The organism is Ensifer sp. GW823-FHT05D09, from assembly GCF_058795755.1.
In genome coordinates, this window is the sequence record NZ_JBXAIA010000002.1 from 822,394 (window position 1) to 837,195 (window position 14,802).

General features: G+C 64.0%; 14 protein-coding genes and 1 riboswitch. Of the genes, 2 read left to right on the forward strand and 12 right to left on the reverse strand.

The window, feature by feature from the left end; translation table 11 throughout:
• Positions 1 to 69: 69 nt before the first annotated feature.
• Positions 70 to 1,290 carry a helix-turn-helix domain-containing protein gene (locus tag AC1Q80_RS09740; protein ID WP_492360274.1) on the reverse strand — a complete coding sequence of 407 codons (1,221 nt, stop codon included), beginning with the start codon at positions 1,288 to 1,290 and terminating at the stop codon, positions 70 to 72.
• 88 nt (positions 1,291 to 1,378) lie between these two features.
• Between AC1Q80_RS09740 and AC1Q80_RS09745 the strand changes: the two genes are divergently transcribed.
• Both AC1Q80_RS09745 and AC1Q80_RS09750 read left to right on the forward strand, forming a co-directional pair.
• Positions 1,379 to 1,651 carry a hypothetical protein gene (locus AC1Q80_RS09745; protein WP_492360275.1) on the forward strand — a complete coding sequence of 91 codons (273 nt, stop codon included), beginning with the start codon at positions 1,379 to 1,381 and terminating at the stop codon, positions 1,649 to 1,651.
• 53 nt (positions 1,652 to 1,704) lie between these two features.
• Complete coding sequence (locus AC1Q80_RS09750; protein ID WP_492360276.1) at positions 1,705 to 2,403, forward strand: DUF899 domain-containing protein; 699 nt, start codon at positions 1,705 to 1,707, stop codon at positions 2,401 to 2,403.
• Between the two features lie 187 nt (positions 2,404 to 2,590).
• Here AC1Q80_RS09750 and AC1Q80_RS09755 read toward each other — a convergent pair whose 3' ends face one another.
• The 11 genes from AC1Q80_RS09755 to AC1Q80_RS09805 form a co-directional block, all read right to left on the reverse strand.
• A complete protein-coding gene (locus AC1Q80_RS09755) occupies positions 2,591 to 2,998 on the reverse strand; it encodes a GFA family protein (protein ID WP_492360277.1) in 408 nt (135 codons plus the stop codon).
• 122 nt (positions 2,999 to 3,120) lie between these two features.
• Positions 3,121 to 3,882: an MBL fold metallo-hydrolase gene (locus AC1Q80_RS09760; protein WP_209791423.1), complete on the reverse strand. Its 762-nt coding sequence runs from the start codon at positions 3,880 to 3,882 to the stop codon at positions 3,121 to 3,123.
• A 109-nt stretch (positions 3,883 to 3,991) separates the two neighbouring features.
• On the reverse strand, positions 3,992 to 4,684 hold the full coding sequence (locus tag AC1Q80_RS09765; protein WP_209791424.1) for a redoxin domain-containing protein: 693 nt from the start codon (positions 4,682 to 4,684) through the stop codon (positions 3,992 to 3,994).
• Positions 4,685 to 4,962: 278 nt separating this feature from the next.
• Complete coding sequence (locus AC1Q80_RS09770; RefSeq protein WP_234941949.1) at positions 4,963 to 6,558, reverse strand: caspase family protein; 1,596 nt, start codon at positions 6,556 to 6,558, stop codon at positions 4,963 to 4,965.
• 468 nt (positions 6,559 to 7,026) lie between these two features.
• Entirely contained in the window at positions 7,027 to 7,290 is a 264-nt protein-coding gene (locus AC1Q80_RS09775; protein ID WP_025427439.1) for a hypothetical protein, read from the reverse strand.
• A gap of 167 nt (positions 7,291 to 7,457) precedes the next feature.
• The gene (locus AC1Q80_RS09780; RefSeq protein WP_492360373.1) at positions 7,458 to 10,274 is read right to left on the reverse strand and encodes a mechanosensitive ion channel family protein; all 2,817 of its coding nucleotides are present in this window, start codon (positions 10,272 to 10,274) and stop codon (positions 7,458 to 7,460) included.
• A gap of 94 nt (positions 10,275 to 10,368) precedes the next feature.
• Positions 10,369 to 10,929, reverse strand: a complete 561-nt coding sequence (locus AC1Q80_RS09785; RefSeq protein WP_173420337.1) for a DUF924 family protein — start codon at positions 10,927 to 10,929, stop codon at positions 10,369 to 10,371.
• A gap of 73 nt (positions 10,930 to 11,002) precedes the next feature.
• A complete protein-coding gene (locus AC1Q80_RS09790; protein WP_492360278.1) occupies positions 11,003 to 12,013 on the reverse strand; it encodes a FecCD family ABC transporter permease in 1,011 nt (336 codons plus the stop codon).
• A 177-nt stretch (positions 12,014 to 12,190) separates the two neighbouring features.
• On the reverse strand, positions 12,191 to 13,144 hold the full coding sequence (locus AC1Q80_RS09795; protein ID WP_173420339.1) for an ABC transporter substrate-binding protein: 954 nt from the start codon (positions 13,142 to 13,144) through the stop codon (positions 12,191 to 12,193).
• Positions 13,141 to 13,947, reverse strand: coding sequence for an ABC transporter ATP-binding protein (locus tag AC1Q80_RS09800; protein WP_492360279.1), 807 nt, complete (start codon positions 13,945 to 13,947; stop codon positions 13,141 to 13,143). Before AC1Q80_RS09800 ends, AC1Q80_RS09795 begins: the two co-directional genes overlap by 4 nt.
• Before the next feature lie 37 nt (positions 13,948 to 13,984).
• Positions 13,985 to 14,398 carry a DUF1636 family protein gene (locus tag AC1Q80_RS09805; protein ID WP_492360280.1) on the reverse strand — a complete coding sequence of 138 codons (414 nt, stop codon included), beginning with the start codon at positions 14,396 to 14,398 and terminating at the stop codon, positions 13,985 to 13,987.
• Positions 14,399 to 14,506: 108 nt separating this feature from the next.
• Positions 14,507 to 14,722: riboswitch (cobalamin riboswitch) on the reverse strand.
• Between the last annotated feature and the right edge of the window lie 80 nt (positions 14,723 to 14,802).

Sequence of the window (14,802 nt, forward strand, 5' to 3'; positions counted from 1 at the left end):
GCGGCATCGACGGGAACGACAGTAGTGGTCTGAAGCGCGTCGATGCTGCCCCACCACAAGCCATGCACTTTAATCACTCGGCAGGGGACCTGGGAGTAACAACACTGTCGGGAAACCCGGCATTGGCGGCGTCATCCACCGGCGCGCCCGCCCTCGCCCGACAGGCTGCACCTTGCCGTCTGCGGCAAGCGCATCCAGCGCCCTGAGCACCGTGCGCGGGCTGACGCCAAGCGCGATCGCCAGTGCCGAGCTCGCCCAGGCTTCGCCATCGGCAAGCAGGGCCAGCACGGCGCCGTGCTGCCCCTCGACCGGCGGCGTCATCACCGCGATCCGGGCAGCGCCGACCGGCGCCAGGACAAAGCCACTGTCCGTCGCGTAAACCTCGGCCAGGCCGTTCAGCGCCCCCCGTAGCCGCCCGAGCTCGACCCGCAACCGCGCGCGGTGCGTCTCGTCGGCATGTCGCGCCCCGAAGGCGCGCGCGAGAAGCCGGCCTCTCGACACATCATCCGGCCAGGCCTCGCCGAGCGTCCTCGCCAGCGCAAACAGCACCGGCCGGGTCGCCAGCGAAGCCACCCTTTCACCTGCCCTGACGCTGTGGCGGCACGCATCGATGACCAGGGCGCCTGACGCCAGCAATTCCTCGACGTCCGAAAGTAACAACACGCGTTCCTCGCCTCGGGAAACCAGGCGCGCCGCCGGCGTTTCCAGAAAGGCCGATGCCGCATCGACTTCCGCATCGAGCGCGGGAATTTGGGCATCGCGCGCCGCCTGGCGGGCGCCGGCCAGCGCCTCGCGCGCAAGACCCGTGCGCAGGCGGCGCATGGCGATACCGGCCACGATCAGCGCATGTGCGGCACGGTGCGCGGGCAAAAACGACGCTGGATCGACACCGGAAAGTGCCCGCTCGGCCTCGTCGAGGCGGCCGATCAGCACGAGGCGCCGGGCCTGAAGATGGTGCGCATGCGCCGCATTGATCGGATCTCCATGCGCTTCGAGCGTGGCGCGGGCGGCTTCCAGCGCCTTTTCCGGAAAGCCGAGATCGCGCGACACCAGGGCAATCTCGGCTTCGGCGACGACACAGCGCGCCCGCGCGACCGCCTCGCGTGGGCCGAAGGCGCGCGCGGCCCCCTTCAGCAGGCTTTTCGCGCGAGCGTAATCGCCGAGTTGCGCCATCGCGATTCCGCGCAACGCCAGCGCCGGCGGGTCGTCCCGCAGCGCCACGCGCTTCAGCGCGCCGAGCGTATCGCCCTTTGCCAGCGCCCTTGCCGCTGCCGTGATCAGCGAATCCATCGCAATCCCGCCAAACTTGTAACTCCCGCCCTGCGCGCACCCGGCGCTAACTGTCCGTGCAAACCCGTCAACGAATGGATAACCGAAAATGACGACGCGCAGAACCGGATCGATCGATCGACGCAGAGGCACGATCCTGCCTGCCCTGGCGGATCGGCTTTCATTGTTCGCCAGCCCCACCTTCGCCGCCATGGCGCTCGTCACCGGCTTTCTGTCAGACGGCGAGCCCGGCATGCTCTGCACCACTGCGGCTGCCTCGCCGCTCACGGGCATGGCCGCCATGTACGCCCTCATGAGCGCCTTCCATCTTGCGCCCTGGCTGAGGCTGATCGCCGAATGGCGAGGCCCTCTCCGGCAATAACGACGGGTGACCGTTGCGACCCCGCACACATCTCAACACCAAGGAGACACCCCATGCAGAATGAAATCGTTTCACCCGAAGCGTGGCTGAAGGCGCGCCTCGAGCTGCTAACCGCCGAAAAGGAATTCGGCCGGCAACGGGAGGCGCTGACGCGCCGTCGCATGGAAATGCCATGGGAGCGCGTGGAAAAATCCTACCTGTTCGAGGGGCTGGCCGGTACCCTGTCGCTTGCCGATCTGTTCGACGGGCGCTCGCAGCTGATCGTCTACCACTTCATGCTCGCTCCGGACTGGCAGGAAGGGTGCAAGCACTGCTCGTTCTGGGCCGACAATTTCAACGGCATCCCGGTGCATCTCAATCACCGCGACGTGACCTTCACGGCCGTTTCGCGCGCCCCGCTCGCAAGGATCGAGGCCTACAGGAAGCGGCTGGGCTGGAGTTTCCCCTGGGTGTCGTCCTTTGGCAGCGACTTCAACTTCGACTATCAGGTATCCCGCACGCCCGAGCAGCTCGCCAAGGGCGAGGCCTACTACAACTACAAGCTCCAGCCGAGCACCGTCCCGGAACAGGTGGGCGTCAGCGTATTCTACAGGAGCGACGAGGACGAGGTGTTCCACACCTATTCCTGCTATTCGCGTGGCATCGAGATGCTGAACGCCGCCTACCATTTCCTCGACCTCGTGCCCAAGGGCCGCGACGAGGACGGCTTGAACTACCCGATGGAATGGGTGCGCCGCCGCGACCAGTACTAGAGCATCCAGCCTTCAAGCTCGCGCAAAACCGCTTCGCACTCTTCCTGGAAATGCTGTGCGACGACGCGACCGGCCGCAGTGCAGCCGGTCCTCGTCCGTCGCAATGCGGAGCTTTTGGCGGCGGGTGGCACGATGACAATGGGTCACTCTCTGCTGCGCATCGCCTGTCGAACGGTGGTGCGACCGTTCAGCCCGGCAGTCCGGCGATCCTGGGGGCCTGCTCTAGCTGATCCTCCCAGGCAGCCCGGCTGTCGAAGCAGATATGTGCGTCGGGCCGGACCGCGATAGCGCTGTCCATGCTTCCTGCGGGCACCACGAGCAAGGTTCCTTCCATCTGGATGCTCGGAACGGCCGAGCCGCATGCGCTGCAAAAACTCTTTTGATGGCGGGTGGCCGGAAGCCGGTATGTCTTGATGAGGTCTTCTCCCGACAGCCATCGCAGCTCGGCCGTTGTCGAAAACAGGTTGGCCGCAAAGGCAGACCCTGTATCCTTGCGGCAACGCGAGCAGTGGCAAAGGAAGAAGCTCTCGAGCGTGCCGGAAACCTCGAAAGTGACGCTGCCGCACAGGCAGGAACCGGTGGTATTGTCTGTCATCTTTTCGCTCCCTGACCTCCATTACGCCCGTCACAGAAATTCGTGCCGCTGGTCACATCGTCCGCGACCGCCCGCTATGGATCAAACCGATCGGTTGCGGCCCACGTTTTCGGTGAGCCGGATCAGCGCCCGGTCCTGTCCAGCACCAGCACCTCGCCATCTCTAGGGATCCGCAGCTTTGTCGCGGAAATGCCGCGCGCCTCGGCGGCCTCGCGCAAGTCCTGCCTGCTGATCGTCGCGTGGTCGAGCGCTTCCATGTGGGTGGCAACGACCACCGCATCTGCGGATGCTGCGCAAACGGAAACGGTTTCATCGGCGTCCATGACAATCAGGTCGCCGTCCCAACGTGCGCCGCAGGAATGAGTGATGATGATGTCGGGCCGCGTCCCGGCGATCACATCCGAGACCGGCGGATAGAGCACGGTGTCGCCGGCCCAGTAGATCGATGGCTCGCCCTCGGCCTCGAGCGTGAAGCCCATCACCGAGCCCATCAGCTCCACAACGGGACCAAGGCCGTGGCTGCCTTCGCGCCGCGTCAGCGTCAGTCCTTGCCAGGTTGCTCGATCGGCAAGCGGCGTCACGGCGGCAAAGCCAGCTGCGCGGATCTCCCCTTCGTCATCAGGCTGACAGAAGATCGGCAGGTCTTTCGCCAGGCACGCCTTGGCGACATCGTCGAAATGGTCCGAATGCAGGTGCGAAACGATCACCAGCTCGACACCGTCGAGGATCTCGTCGATCGACACCGGCAGCTCGACCACGGGATTTTCGGACCGGTTGGCAAAGGAAGGCAGGCTGTGTTTCGGCGCGAAATAGGGATCGATCAGCACGGTGCGACCGGCATAGTCGAGCTTCAGCGTTGCATTGCGGATCAGCTGCAGTTTCATGGGGTGCATCCTCTGGCGGCGACCGGCCGTTTGACATCGCGGTGATCGTTGCGATTGCCGCAGTAAAATCAAGCCCCGAAATGCTGCTTCGTCTCCGTCGTCGCAGCCGCTATTTGGCGGCAGAAATCGCGACCTCTCTTGCGGCAGCGATGATCCGCTCGGCCGTCGGAAAGGTCCCGAGGCCATCAGGGCCGTCGCGCGCCTCAACCTCGACCCAGGCGATGCAGCCCGATCGATCGACAAGGAAATGGCCGACGAGCTGGGTGCCGAAGCTCTCGGAGATGGATCGGTCGATGTCATGCAGTTCGAAGCCATCCTTGGCATTGAGGAGCTCATTGGCCTTCATCGGCTGCGCCGGCTCCGCCAACTCGCCGCCCGGATTGATGCGGGCCGCGGCAAACTGCTCGAAACTGGTGTGTAAGGGCCATTGCGGCTCTTGAGTGCTATCGGCCGGGGCAAAGCCGGCGAGCGGCAGGCCGAAGTCGCGGTGTGTGCGGCACTCGGGATCGCACAGCACCGTCACCGGCGTCGGTTGAAACTGGAGATAGAGACGCGCCCGCTCTATTGGCGTGTTGATCACGGCAAGCGTTTCTACGCCCGCTTCGCGCAAAACCGGCTGGAGCGCCGAGAACTGCCTGAGTTGACGCCGGCAGAACGGACAATGCAGGCCGCGAAACAGACCGATCAGGAACGGCCGACCTTGCAGGTCCGCAAGCGAAACAGTGCCATCGCTGTTGGCAGCGGCCAACGAGAAGGCCGGAGCAGCCTCCCCCGGGCGCAGTCCTGGAAAGTCATTCGCCATCGATAACCGTCCTCCGTAAAGAGCAATTCCTGCAAAAATGCGCAGCGGCTTTGTGTCCTGAATTGCGTACAAGCCAAGAGATAGGGCGTTGTGCGATTCCGTCTGTAGCGGAACCGCCCCAAAGCATGTCGCGCAAAAGTGTGCCGCGGTTTTGCGATAACGACATGCGCAAAAACAAGAACTCAAAGCGCGCCAAGCGAATCTCAAAGATCGCGACGCGCTTTAATGTCACCCGCCGATCACGTCGTCTCGTGACCATGACGGCTTGAGCGGTGCGGTCACCGCCAGCTGCAGTCCCAGGGTTGCCCGCGTGCGGCACGGGCGCAAGCAAACGTGCGGCCACAGGCATGTGTGGCGCTCATCGACGTGCGGCCGCGGCCGGAACCTCGGCCGAGCGTCTGGCGGGCTGCAAGCTGGGCGCTGGCGGGACAGCTGGCAAAGCTCTTTTTCTTGGCGTCATCGGGTGCCGTGATGGTGTTCGAAGGCGCCTTCCTTGCAGGCGTTTCGCCGGTGCTGCGCGTCTTCGACGGATCCGGCAGCTTCGCCTCGCGCCTGATGTCAATGCAGCGGCCGCCCTTCAGCTGCTGGTTCTGGGCGCAGACGAGCGGGCATATCCGCGCCTTCTGCGTCCGCAACCGTTCCAGCACGCCATCGGAGGGTTCGAGTGCCGCAAGCTCAACCTTGCTGAGCCTGGCGAACTGCTCCAGCGCCCGGCGGCTGCCGAGCCCCCATAGACCATCCTCGCTACCCGCGCGGCATCCGACCCGATTGAGTTCCTTCTGGATCGAGCGCACCAGCTCGCGGTTCGGCTCGACGGTTTCCAGCACCGAGGTTTCGCTGGCCGACGGCTGCGTCAGCGCGGCCAGCTGCTCCGGTTCGGCGGGAAGCCCGCCCGCGGCCGGCGCTTGCTGTTTTGCCGCCTCCTCGGCTGCCGCACGCTCGATGATCCTGATCTTTGCCTTCGCCAGCGAAACGAAGGCGCCGGCGGGATATTGCTGCAGATAGGCGTCGAACAGATCGCGATCGCTCGAGCCCTTGATCGTATCCCAATAGGCAAGCTCGGCGGCATTGCCCTCCTTGGTGGTGCCGGGCGATACAGCGGTCCCCTGTGCCGTCGACGGGTTCAACACCACCTCTCCTGTCAGCGAAGAATTGTCCCAGGGCACCTGCTTGCCGTCCGTCGCCTCCAGCACGTCGCGGCGAACGTCGATCAGTTCGCGGGTGATGTCGCGCCCCGGCTTGCCCAGGTGGCGAAGCAAGGCGGCCGTGAACGGCGAGTTGCGCCCGGCGCCGTCCAGCGCGACATTGCCGGGCTGGGTGGCAAAGGCGATCAGCGAGCCGATGCCGGTGCCGACCTTTGCCAGCCCCCTGCCGATCGAACTGGAGCGCGTGCCCATCGAGCGGGCGAGATTGACGGCGAGCGGATTGTCGCGGCAGGCATCGAGGAACACCAGGTTGACCCGGGTCTCGCGCTCCATCGCCGAAAGGATCAGGTTCATCGGCACCGCCTCGAATTCGAGGTCGATATAGGAGAGCAACTTGGCGTCGACGGGGGCGATGTAGTTCTCGCCGTTCACCTGCAAGCCGTGGCCGGCATAATAGAACAGCGCGAGGTCGGCGCCATCGAGCTTGCCGACAAAATCGCGAATGGTCCTGCGCACTCCGGCAAGGTCGAGGTCGCGGCCGACGACGACCTCGAAGCCGAGATCCGTCAGCTTGCCCGCCATGTCGCCGGCATCATTGTCGGGGTTCGGCAACTGCGCCACATGCTGATAGGCCGAATTGCCGATGACCAGCGCCACGCGCTTTTCGGCAAGCGCCTGCGAAGAGATCAGCACCAGGAAGATCGTCATGACCATGCGAAGGCATTGCATGTCATCCCCTCCGGACATGCCTGTGCATGTCCCGCCAGCGCCGCGCATCACAGGATGCGCCAAGGGCACCGTACCACCTCAAGCTTGCCGCATAGGCTTCTCCTCAAATCGCTTGCGCCTTGAGGAGTCATGCCGTCGAACGTCGCGTGCCCCCGCCGCACACCGGCCTGTTTTCAGCAGGGTGCGGCCCCTAGGCGGCGCTGTCAATGCGGTCTGCCCGTACCTGCGACACCCGCTCGGCATGAAACCGTGTCTCGGGGCCGTCTGCGAATTAACGGGCCATGGCCGCATTTCATTCAATTGCCAAATGGGATTAGCGCGCCCTAACCCGTTCTGCTTACGGCGCGTCGAAGGGTTGTTCGCGGCCCGGGTCGCCCCATCCGCACATCGGGCAACGACGGGCCAAAACGAAAAAACGGCGCCGGGAGATCCCGACGCCGTTTCGAATTCCGTTTTGAAGAGCTGCGCTTACTTGACGATCGCCGAGCCGTTGACGATCTCGACATTCTCATCGCCCTGCAGGCCGATGCGGTCTCCGCTCGGCGTGGTGACGAAGCAGCCGCTGGGGCAGATCATCTCGGTCGCGCCGGCGCTGATCGCCACTTCCATGCGGCTTTCGCCCTCGACGACAACCAGAACAGCAGTCTCGCCATCCTTGTTCGTGACAGTCGCGGCAGATACCGCCCCTGCCGCCAGCACGCCGGAAAGCAAAGCAATCACAAATGTCTTCATCGCCCATCGACGCCCGCGGCGCCGCCCTTTTGCACAGCCGGCCGCCCCGTCGGATCGCGACGGTGGCTCCGGCCACCTCTTCAGCCCGTGACAGCCTAGACCGTCAAAAGAAGAATTGCATGCTTTTTATCGCGGGCAGGCTGAATAGCGGCTGAACGCTCCGTTTATCAGCGGTTGGGGTTTGAGCGGCGGCTGGAGGCACGGCGCTTGCCGCCTTCCTGCTCGTTTTCTTCGTCCAACGGGGCTGCTGAAGCGGCCTCTTTCTTCGAGGCGACGGCCCTCTCATCGGCCGAGGTCGCACCCTTGGGCTCGCCGACCGTCTCCGGCTCGTGGCTCTCGATCCCGGTCTGGTTCTCGACAGGCACGTCTTCGATCTTGACCGGGAACGGCGCGCCGATGCCTTCGTCACGGAAGCGCTCGTAGATGGTGACACGCAGGTCGTTGCGCACGCCACCGCCCGTCAGAACGTCAGCCACGTAGATCCGGAGTTCGAACGTCATCCGGTCCTCGCCAAAGGCGGTAAAGCCGACGGTTGGCGACGGGTTCTTCAACACCATCGGGTGGGCACCGGCGATTTCGGCGAGCAGGTCCATGATCCGGCGCGGCTCGCTCGCATAGGTGACGGTGACGGCGATTTCCGAACGGCCGAGCTTGTTGCGGTGCGTCCAGTTGCCGACCGACGCGTTGATCAGCAGCGAGTTCGGCATCATGATCGACTGGTGCTGGAAGGTCTCGATCTCGGTGGCGCGCACCGAGATGCGCTTGACGAAGCCTTCGGTCGTGCCGCTGACGATCCAGTCGCCGACCTTGAACGGGCGTTCGACCAGGAGGATCAGGCCCGAGACGAAGTTCGACACGATGTTCTGCAGGCCGAAACCGACACCGAGCGAGAGAGCACCGGCGACAAGCGCAAGATTGGAAAGATCGATGCCGGCCGCCGAAAGACCGATCAGGCACGCAAGCCCGACCCCGACATAGCCGATGCCGGTGCGGATCGAGTTTCTGACGCCCGCATCCACCCGGCTGCGCGCCATGATGTTGCCGTCGATCCAGCGTTGTACCCAGCGGGTGACGACGTAGCCGAGCGCGAAGAACAGGATGCCCGCCATGATGCCCATGAGCGAGATGGTGATGGTGCCGATCTTGATCTCGGTGATGGCGCGATAGGTCCAGGACTCGATGTCGGCGACCTGGAAGCCCCATTGCAAGAGGATCAGCGGGATGAAGAACAGCGCCACCAGCGCGTAAATGCTGAGGCCCGCCGCCAGCCCGACCTGGTCGAGACCGACCTGCTCCAGCTTGTGGCGGCGCTCGAGATAACGTCCGGCTGCCGTTTCGGCGAAGGCCCCCTGGCGCGACACCGCCTTGCCGGTGAGGAACCCGATGTACATCATCACCAGAATGGCGCCAGTGATGATGATCTGTGTGGCGATGAAGCGGGAGAGACCGACATAGCCGGTCGCGGCTGCGATGATCAGCGCCGCACCGGTCAGCATCAGACCGATGGAGACGATGCGCGGCCATGGGCGACCGGGCGCGTCAAACGGCTCGTCGCGCTTCAGCGTCGGCTTGATCCAGGCCGATGCGATGATGATCAGCCCGATGACGACCGAGGCAATGAAGCTCTTGACGACCGTCAGGACAACAGGCGAGCCGAGCGCCTCGCTGATGCCGCCGAAGAGGTAGTCGAGACCGTTGACCAGCACCATGGCGAAGATGGTGATCAAGAGGACGTTGGCGCCGCGATCGGACACACGCACCAGCCGCCAGCGGGAATCCTTCGGCGACAGCACCGCATTGGCAAGCGTCGTGACGAAGAACCCGACCACGGTTACCGCAAGCGCGATCGCAATGATCGGCGTGATATCGGAGCGCAGCACGTTGAAACTACGCAGGAAGAGGAAGCTCGAAACGGCGAAGGCAGCCGTCGAGAGCGTCGGAATGAGCGTCGACCAGAAGGCGACGGACAGGCGCCGGAAATAGCTCGGCTCCTCATCGGACTTGTCGTGATGGATGTAGGGCGAGAACAGCCGGTTGCTGCCAACAAGGAAGATGAGTGCGGCGCAAATCGACAAGAAAAGTGCGGTCAGAAGCGGAATGCGCTTGTAGTTCCAGACGAAGGTCAGCCAGCTCGTCGTGCTGCGTGACAGCACCTTGGTTTCGTTGATCGTCGCCGACAGCGCCTCGTCGAACATTTCGAAGGACACATCGGTGTTCTTCAACAGCGTGTTGGAAAACAGCGCGCGCCGCGTCGCCGTGATGCCGTTCGACAATTTCGTTGCCTGGACCGAAAGGCTTTCAGCCTCCCCCGTCAGTGCATTGATCTCACCGCGCTCGGCCAACAGCCGCTTTCGCTCTGAGGTGACGATGTCGGCCTCGGGCGGCTGCCCCTCGCCCGGCGGATCGCCGAGTTCGGTCAGCCGGGCCTTGATCTCGTCCAGCCGCGGACGGGTGGCGATCGAGGTCGAGATGATCTGCTTGGCGACGGCATCGACCTGAACCTTGAGTTCGGCAAGCGCGATGTCGTCGTCGCTGGCCTTGCCGACGAGGTCCTTCAGCCGCTGGAGTTCCTTGCCGGCCGTCGCCAGTTGCTCGGCGGTCTGGCTCTGCCCGGCATCGGCCGCGATGGTCGCGTCATTCGCCTGTGCTGCGTTCTGCGTAGGTGCCGCCGCGTTTTGGGCGGGTTGCGTCGCGCCCCCTGTGGGTTGCTGCGCATTCGGCGCAGGCTGCGCTTTGCCGTCGGAGGCCGGCTGCGTGTTCTGGGCGGGCTGGCTGCCTCCCTGCGCCGGCTGATTGCCGGTCTGGGCCGGGGCTTGCGCGGGCGTCTGGGCCGGTTGCGTCGTCGTCTGTGCCGGCTTTGCGGTTTGCGCCACGACAGCGCCGGCACCGGCCAGCGACAGCAGGCAGACGGAAACAGCGAGCAACTTTCCCACGAAACGCAATTTCAAAACCCTCAAAAGCCCAACCTCATCCCGATACGGAATCGCCCGGGCAGTCGTCACAATGCGGTTTGAATACGAAAGACGGCGGAAAGATGCAAAGGCATGGTAAAACATGCCTTCACACCCCGTAAAACCGTCAGAAACCCGAGCCCGGCTGCGCCAGATAGGCGAGTTCCGCCGCCGTCGACGTTCGCCCGACGAAGGCGTTTCGGTGCGGGAAACGTCCATAAGTCTCGATCACCTCGCGGTGCCGGATTGCATAGTCGATATACATGGGATCGCCAAGTTCGGTGAAAAGCTTCACCGCCATGGTCTGGTCCGTCAGGTTCTCGGAATGCTCGAAGGGCATGTAGAAGAATGCCCGCCATTCCGGCTTCACCGCCATGTCGGCGCCGGCGCCGACGGCGAGCTTGGCTTCCCTGAGCGCCAGCCCGTCGGTAGCAAAGGCGAGCGGCGTCCCCCGGTACATGTTGCGCGGCAGCTGATCGAGAAGCACGATTGCCGCCAGCCGGTTTTCCGGCGTCGCCCGCCAGACGTCACCGATCTCCCTGGCAAGGGCGAGATGCGAGGACTGGAAGCGCTGGTAGCAATGCTCGTCCAGCTCGCGGGAAGGCTTGAACCAATGGTCGAGCGACAGTTCCTCGAACCAGAATTTAAGGACTTCATCCGGGGTGCAGGCCTCAGCGTGATACGTCATTCGCTCCTCGTGTTGCGCAGTGGTCGATTGCCTGGAACCAGGCGGCAATCGGTCCGTGTCCATGCCGCGAGCTTTACACCACCTTGCGCTGTTTCAGAATGGCAATAAAGGCCAAGCCGCCGACAAGTCCGGTGACGACGCCGATCGGCATGTCCTCGGGCGCCATGACGACGCGGGAAAAGAGGTCGGCCCATATCAGCACCAGCGCCCCGACAAAGGCGGAAAGCGGGATAACCCGGACATTGTCGCTGCCCGCAAACAGCCGAACGAAATGCGGCACCATCAGGCCGACGAAGCCGATCGCACCGGAGAACGCGACCATGACACCGGTCAGGAGCGCCGTGACGACAAAGAGGACAAGGCGGAACCGGCGAACGGGAATGCCGAGCGTCGTTGCCGTCTCGTCACCCATGGCAAGCGCGTTGATCTCGCGCGCACGAAGCACGAGATAGCCGAGGCAGACCGTCAGCACCACGGCGGGATAGACGAGATGCGGCCATTGCGCCAGACCAAGGCCGCCGAGCATCCAGAAGATCACGGTGTGCACCGCCCGGGGGTCGCCGAGGAAAATCATCAGGTTGCCGATCGACGTCAAGGTGAAGGCGACGGCAACGCCTGACAGCACCAGCCTGTCGGCGTTGGTGCCGAGCACCCGCGTCACCAGCGCCACAAGTGCTGTCGCGACCAGAGCGCCGGCAAAGGCAAACAGCGGCACCGTGGCGAGGCCCAGGATGAGGCCTGTGTGGAGAAGCGCGATGATCGCGCCGAGCGCGCCGCCGGAGGACACGCCGAGCAGGTGCGGATCGGCGAGCGGATTGCGGGTGACGGGCTGAAGCACGGCGCCCGTCAGCGCCAGCCCCGCCCCCACCAGCCCGGCAAGCACGACACGCGGCAGGCGCACGTCCCAGACGATGCTCTCGCGGCCGGCCGACCAGGCGACCTCGACGCTGCCAGGCGAAAGCTTCGAGGCGATGATCGACCAGACGGTCGAAACCGGGATCGGTGCAGAGCCCAAGGAGACGGCAGCGGTGATCGTCAGGCACAAGAGCAGCAGTGCCACGAGAAAGGCGGTCGTGATCTTCACTGTCCGTCCCAGGTTCAAGATTGCAAAGGAGAGGACGAAAGCGGGCGACAAGGCGTGCTTTCGCCAGAGGGCGGCGCATCGGGAGTGACGCGCCGGCAATGCCATAACACGCTAAACGTGCTGCATGATTTGCCCTGTACCGACGCCGGTTTCAGGGATCACGCAGCCGACGGCGCACTACATCGCCTGCCCGTGAAATGCCTTTGCCAGGCGGGCGATGGCATCGATGTTGCGTGGGCCCGGCGTCGCCTCGACATAGTCGAGCACCACGAAGCGGTCGTTCTTGACGGCATCGATGTTCTTGAAGGCGGGATTGCTCTTCATGAAGGCGATCTTCTGCTCGGCGGTGACCTCGCCATAGTTGACGATCACAACCACCTCCGGGTTCTTGTCGATCACCGGCTCCCAGGAAATCTCCGTCCAGCTCTTCTCGACGTCGTCCATGACGTTGACGCCGCCGGCCGCTTCTATCATCGCCGTCGGAATGCCGAACCGGCCTGATGTGAACGGCTTTTCCTCGCCGGAATCATAGACGAAGACGCGCGTCGGGCGCTCGATCGCACCGACGTCGGCGGTGATCCTGGCGAGATCGCGGCGATAGCCGTCGACCAGCGCCTTGGCCTGGTCCTCGACGCCGAAGATCAGGCCGAGATTGAGCAGATCGACGAACATGTCGTCCATCGTCGGCTTATCCTTGGCCATGATGTGGATGCAGGATTCGGTCAGTTCGTAGACGTTGACCTTGAAGGGCGCCAGCGTTTCCGGCGTCACCTCGCCGCCCACCTTCATGCCGTAGTTCCAGCCGGCAAAGTAGAAATCAGCGTCGGCATTGAGCAGCACTTCCTTGGTCGGATATTTTTCCGAAAGCTCCGGCAGCGCCTGGACACCTTCGCGCAGCTTTTCATCCAGCGTCTTCCAGCCGGAGACGCCGGTATAGCCGACCATGCGGTCCTGCAGCTTCAAGGCCAGCATCATCTCGGTGAGGTTGACGTCGTTGGAGACGGCGCGCTTTGGCGCCGCATCGAAGGTCACGTCGCGATTGCAGCTCTTGACGGTGACGGGATAGGCGAGCGCCGGCGTGGCGGCGAGCGCAAGGAGCAGAAGGGCCGAACCGGCGAACAATGTCTTCATGAAATCAATTCCTGTCGAGCGAGTGAAAAGGAAAATCGGGCGCCGTTGGAGACGGCATTACTGTGGGCGGTGGCGGTAACGCCAAAGGCGTCGGAAAGCGCCTTCGGATTGAGCACCTCTTCGGGCGGCCCGAAGGCCGTCATGCGGCCCTCCGTCAGGATCGCCACGTCGGTGGCAAATTCGGCGGCCAGGTTGATGTCGTGCAGCGTGGTAACGATGGTCAGTTGGAGCGTCTGCAGGAGGTCGAGGATTTCGAGCTGATGGCGGATATCGAGATGGTTGGTCGGCTCATCGAGGATGATGATGCGCGGCTGCTGGGCCAGCGCCCGGGCAATCAGCACCCGTTGTTTCTCGCCACCCGAAAGTGTCGAGAATTGCCGTCCGGCCAGATGGGCAAGGTCGAGATGCTCGAGCGCATGCGCCACCGTCTCGCGATCCCTGGCCGTCCAGCCGCTCATGCCTTCGCGCCTGGGGATGCGGCCCATCATCACCACGTCGCGCACGCTGAAAGGGAAATCGCTCGGCATTTCCTGCAAGACGACGGCAATGATCCGCGCAGCCTCCCGTGCCGTCATCGACCATATGTTAGTGCCATCGACTTCGATCGTGCCCGCCGTCGGCTGGGCGGAACGAAAGAGGCAGCGAAGCAGCGAAGTCTTGCCGGCACCGTTCGGGCCGAGAATGGCAAGCCGGCTGCCGGGCGCAATGGCAAAGTCGACCTCGCGAACAAGCCGCAGGTCCGGGCGTGGGCCCCAATCGAGCGCGCGGACACGAAGGCCGGCCCCTGTCGCGGTGCAGCTCATCGTCTCGTCCCTCCCCATGTACGCATTCGACAGGCGTTCATTGGAAGTGCCCGCCGATATCTTCGGAGATGAGCAGCGCTGCCGGTATGCGCGCCAGCGTCTTGGCGCTCAGCCCGCGCGGCCGTTCGGCCGCCCGCGTCATGCCATCGTTGCGCCCGGCATAGGTGGTGGCGAAGGTAACCAGATCGTCGATATCCTCATCGGGCGAGATATCGCCGAAGAGATAGGTCGCCTTGCCCGTCGCCTGGAAGGCGATGGTGCAAGGCCGGGTGCAGGCGGCCATGCAGACCGTTCCGGCGATCGAGAAATCCCGGTCGAGCGGCGCGCCGAGGGCGGCAATGCTACGGTTCAGCCGCTGGATCAGATCCGCGCCCGGGCGGCAGGGGCCGCCGGTGAACCGGCAATCGGTGCAGACCGTTATCTTGTGCTGTCGGGATGCCGGATTGGCCATATCTCTTCTCCGCCGGATCGGGCCGGAGAGAATATGGCAAAGCGATGTGATGGCGGGTGACCGCCGCGCAAAAACCAGTTCTTGTCCATCGGAACACCCCGTCCGTTGTGGTTGATCGGTTCGATGGCAGGTCTCCTGGCTCGCGGGTCTTCGCGCATCCACGTCTTCCCGGCTTAACGCCAGTGACAGGGTGTGAATGCGCTTTCCGCTCACAGTTGCGGGGGCAGCCACGGTTTCGGCCCCATTTGGGTCGTCCGCTCCGTGTTCCCTTTTCAGCCGCTTACGCATTGTCGCGCTCGCAGCACCATCACCCCCTTCGTCGCACACTTCGACGGAGGTGACAACCGGCGGGACGGATCGGCCTAGGCCTATCAACATGCGGCATATTCTCATGCGTTTTAGTT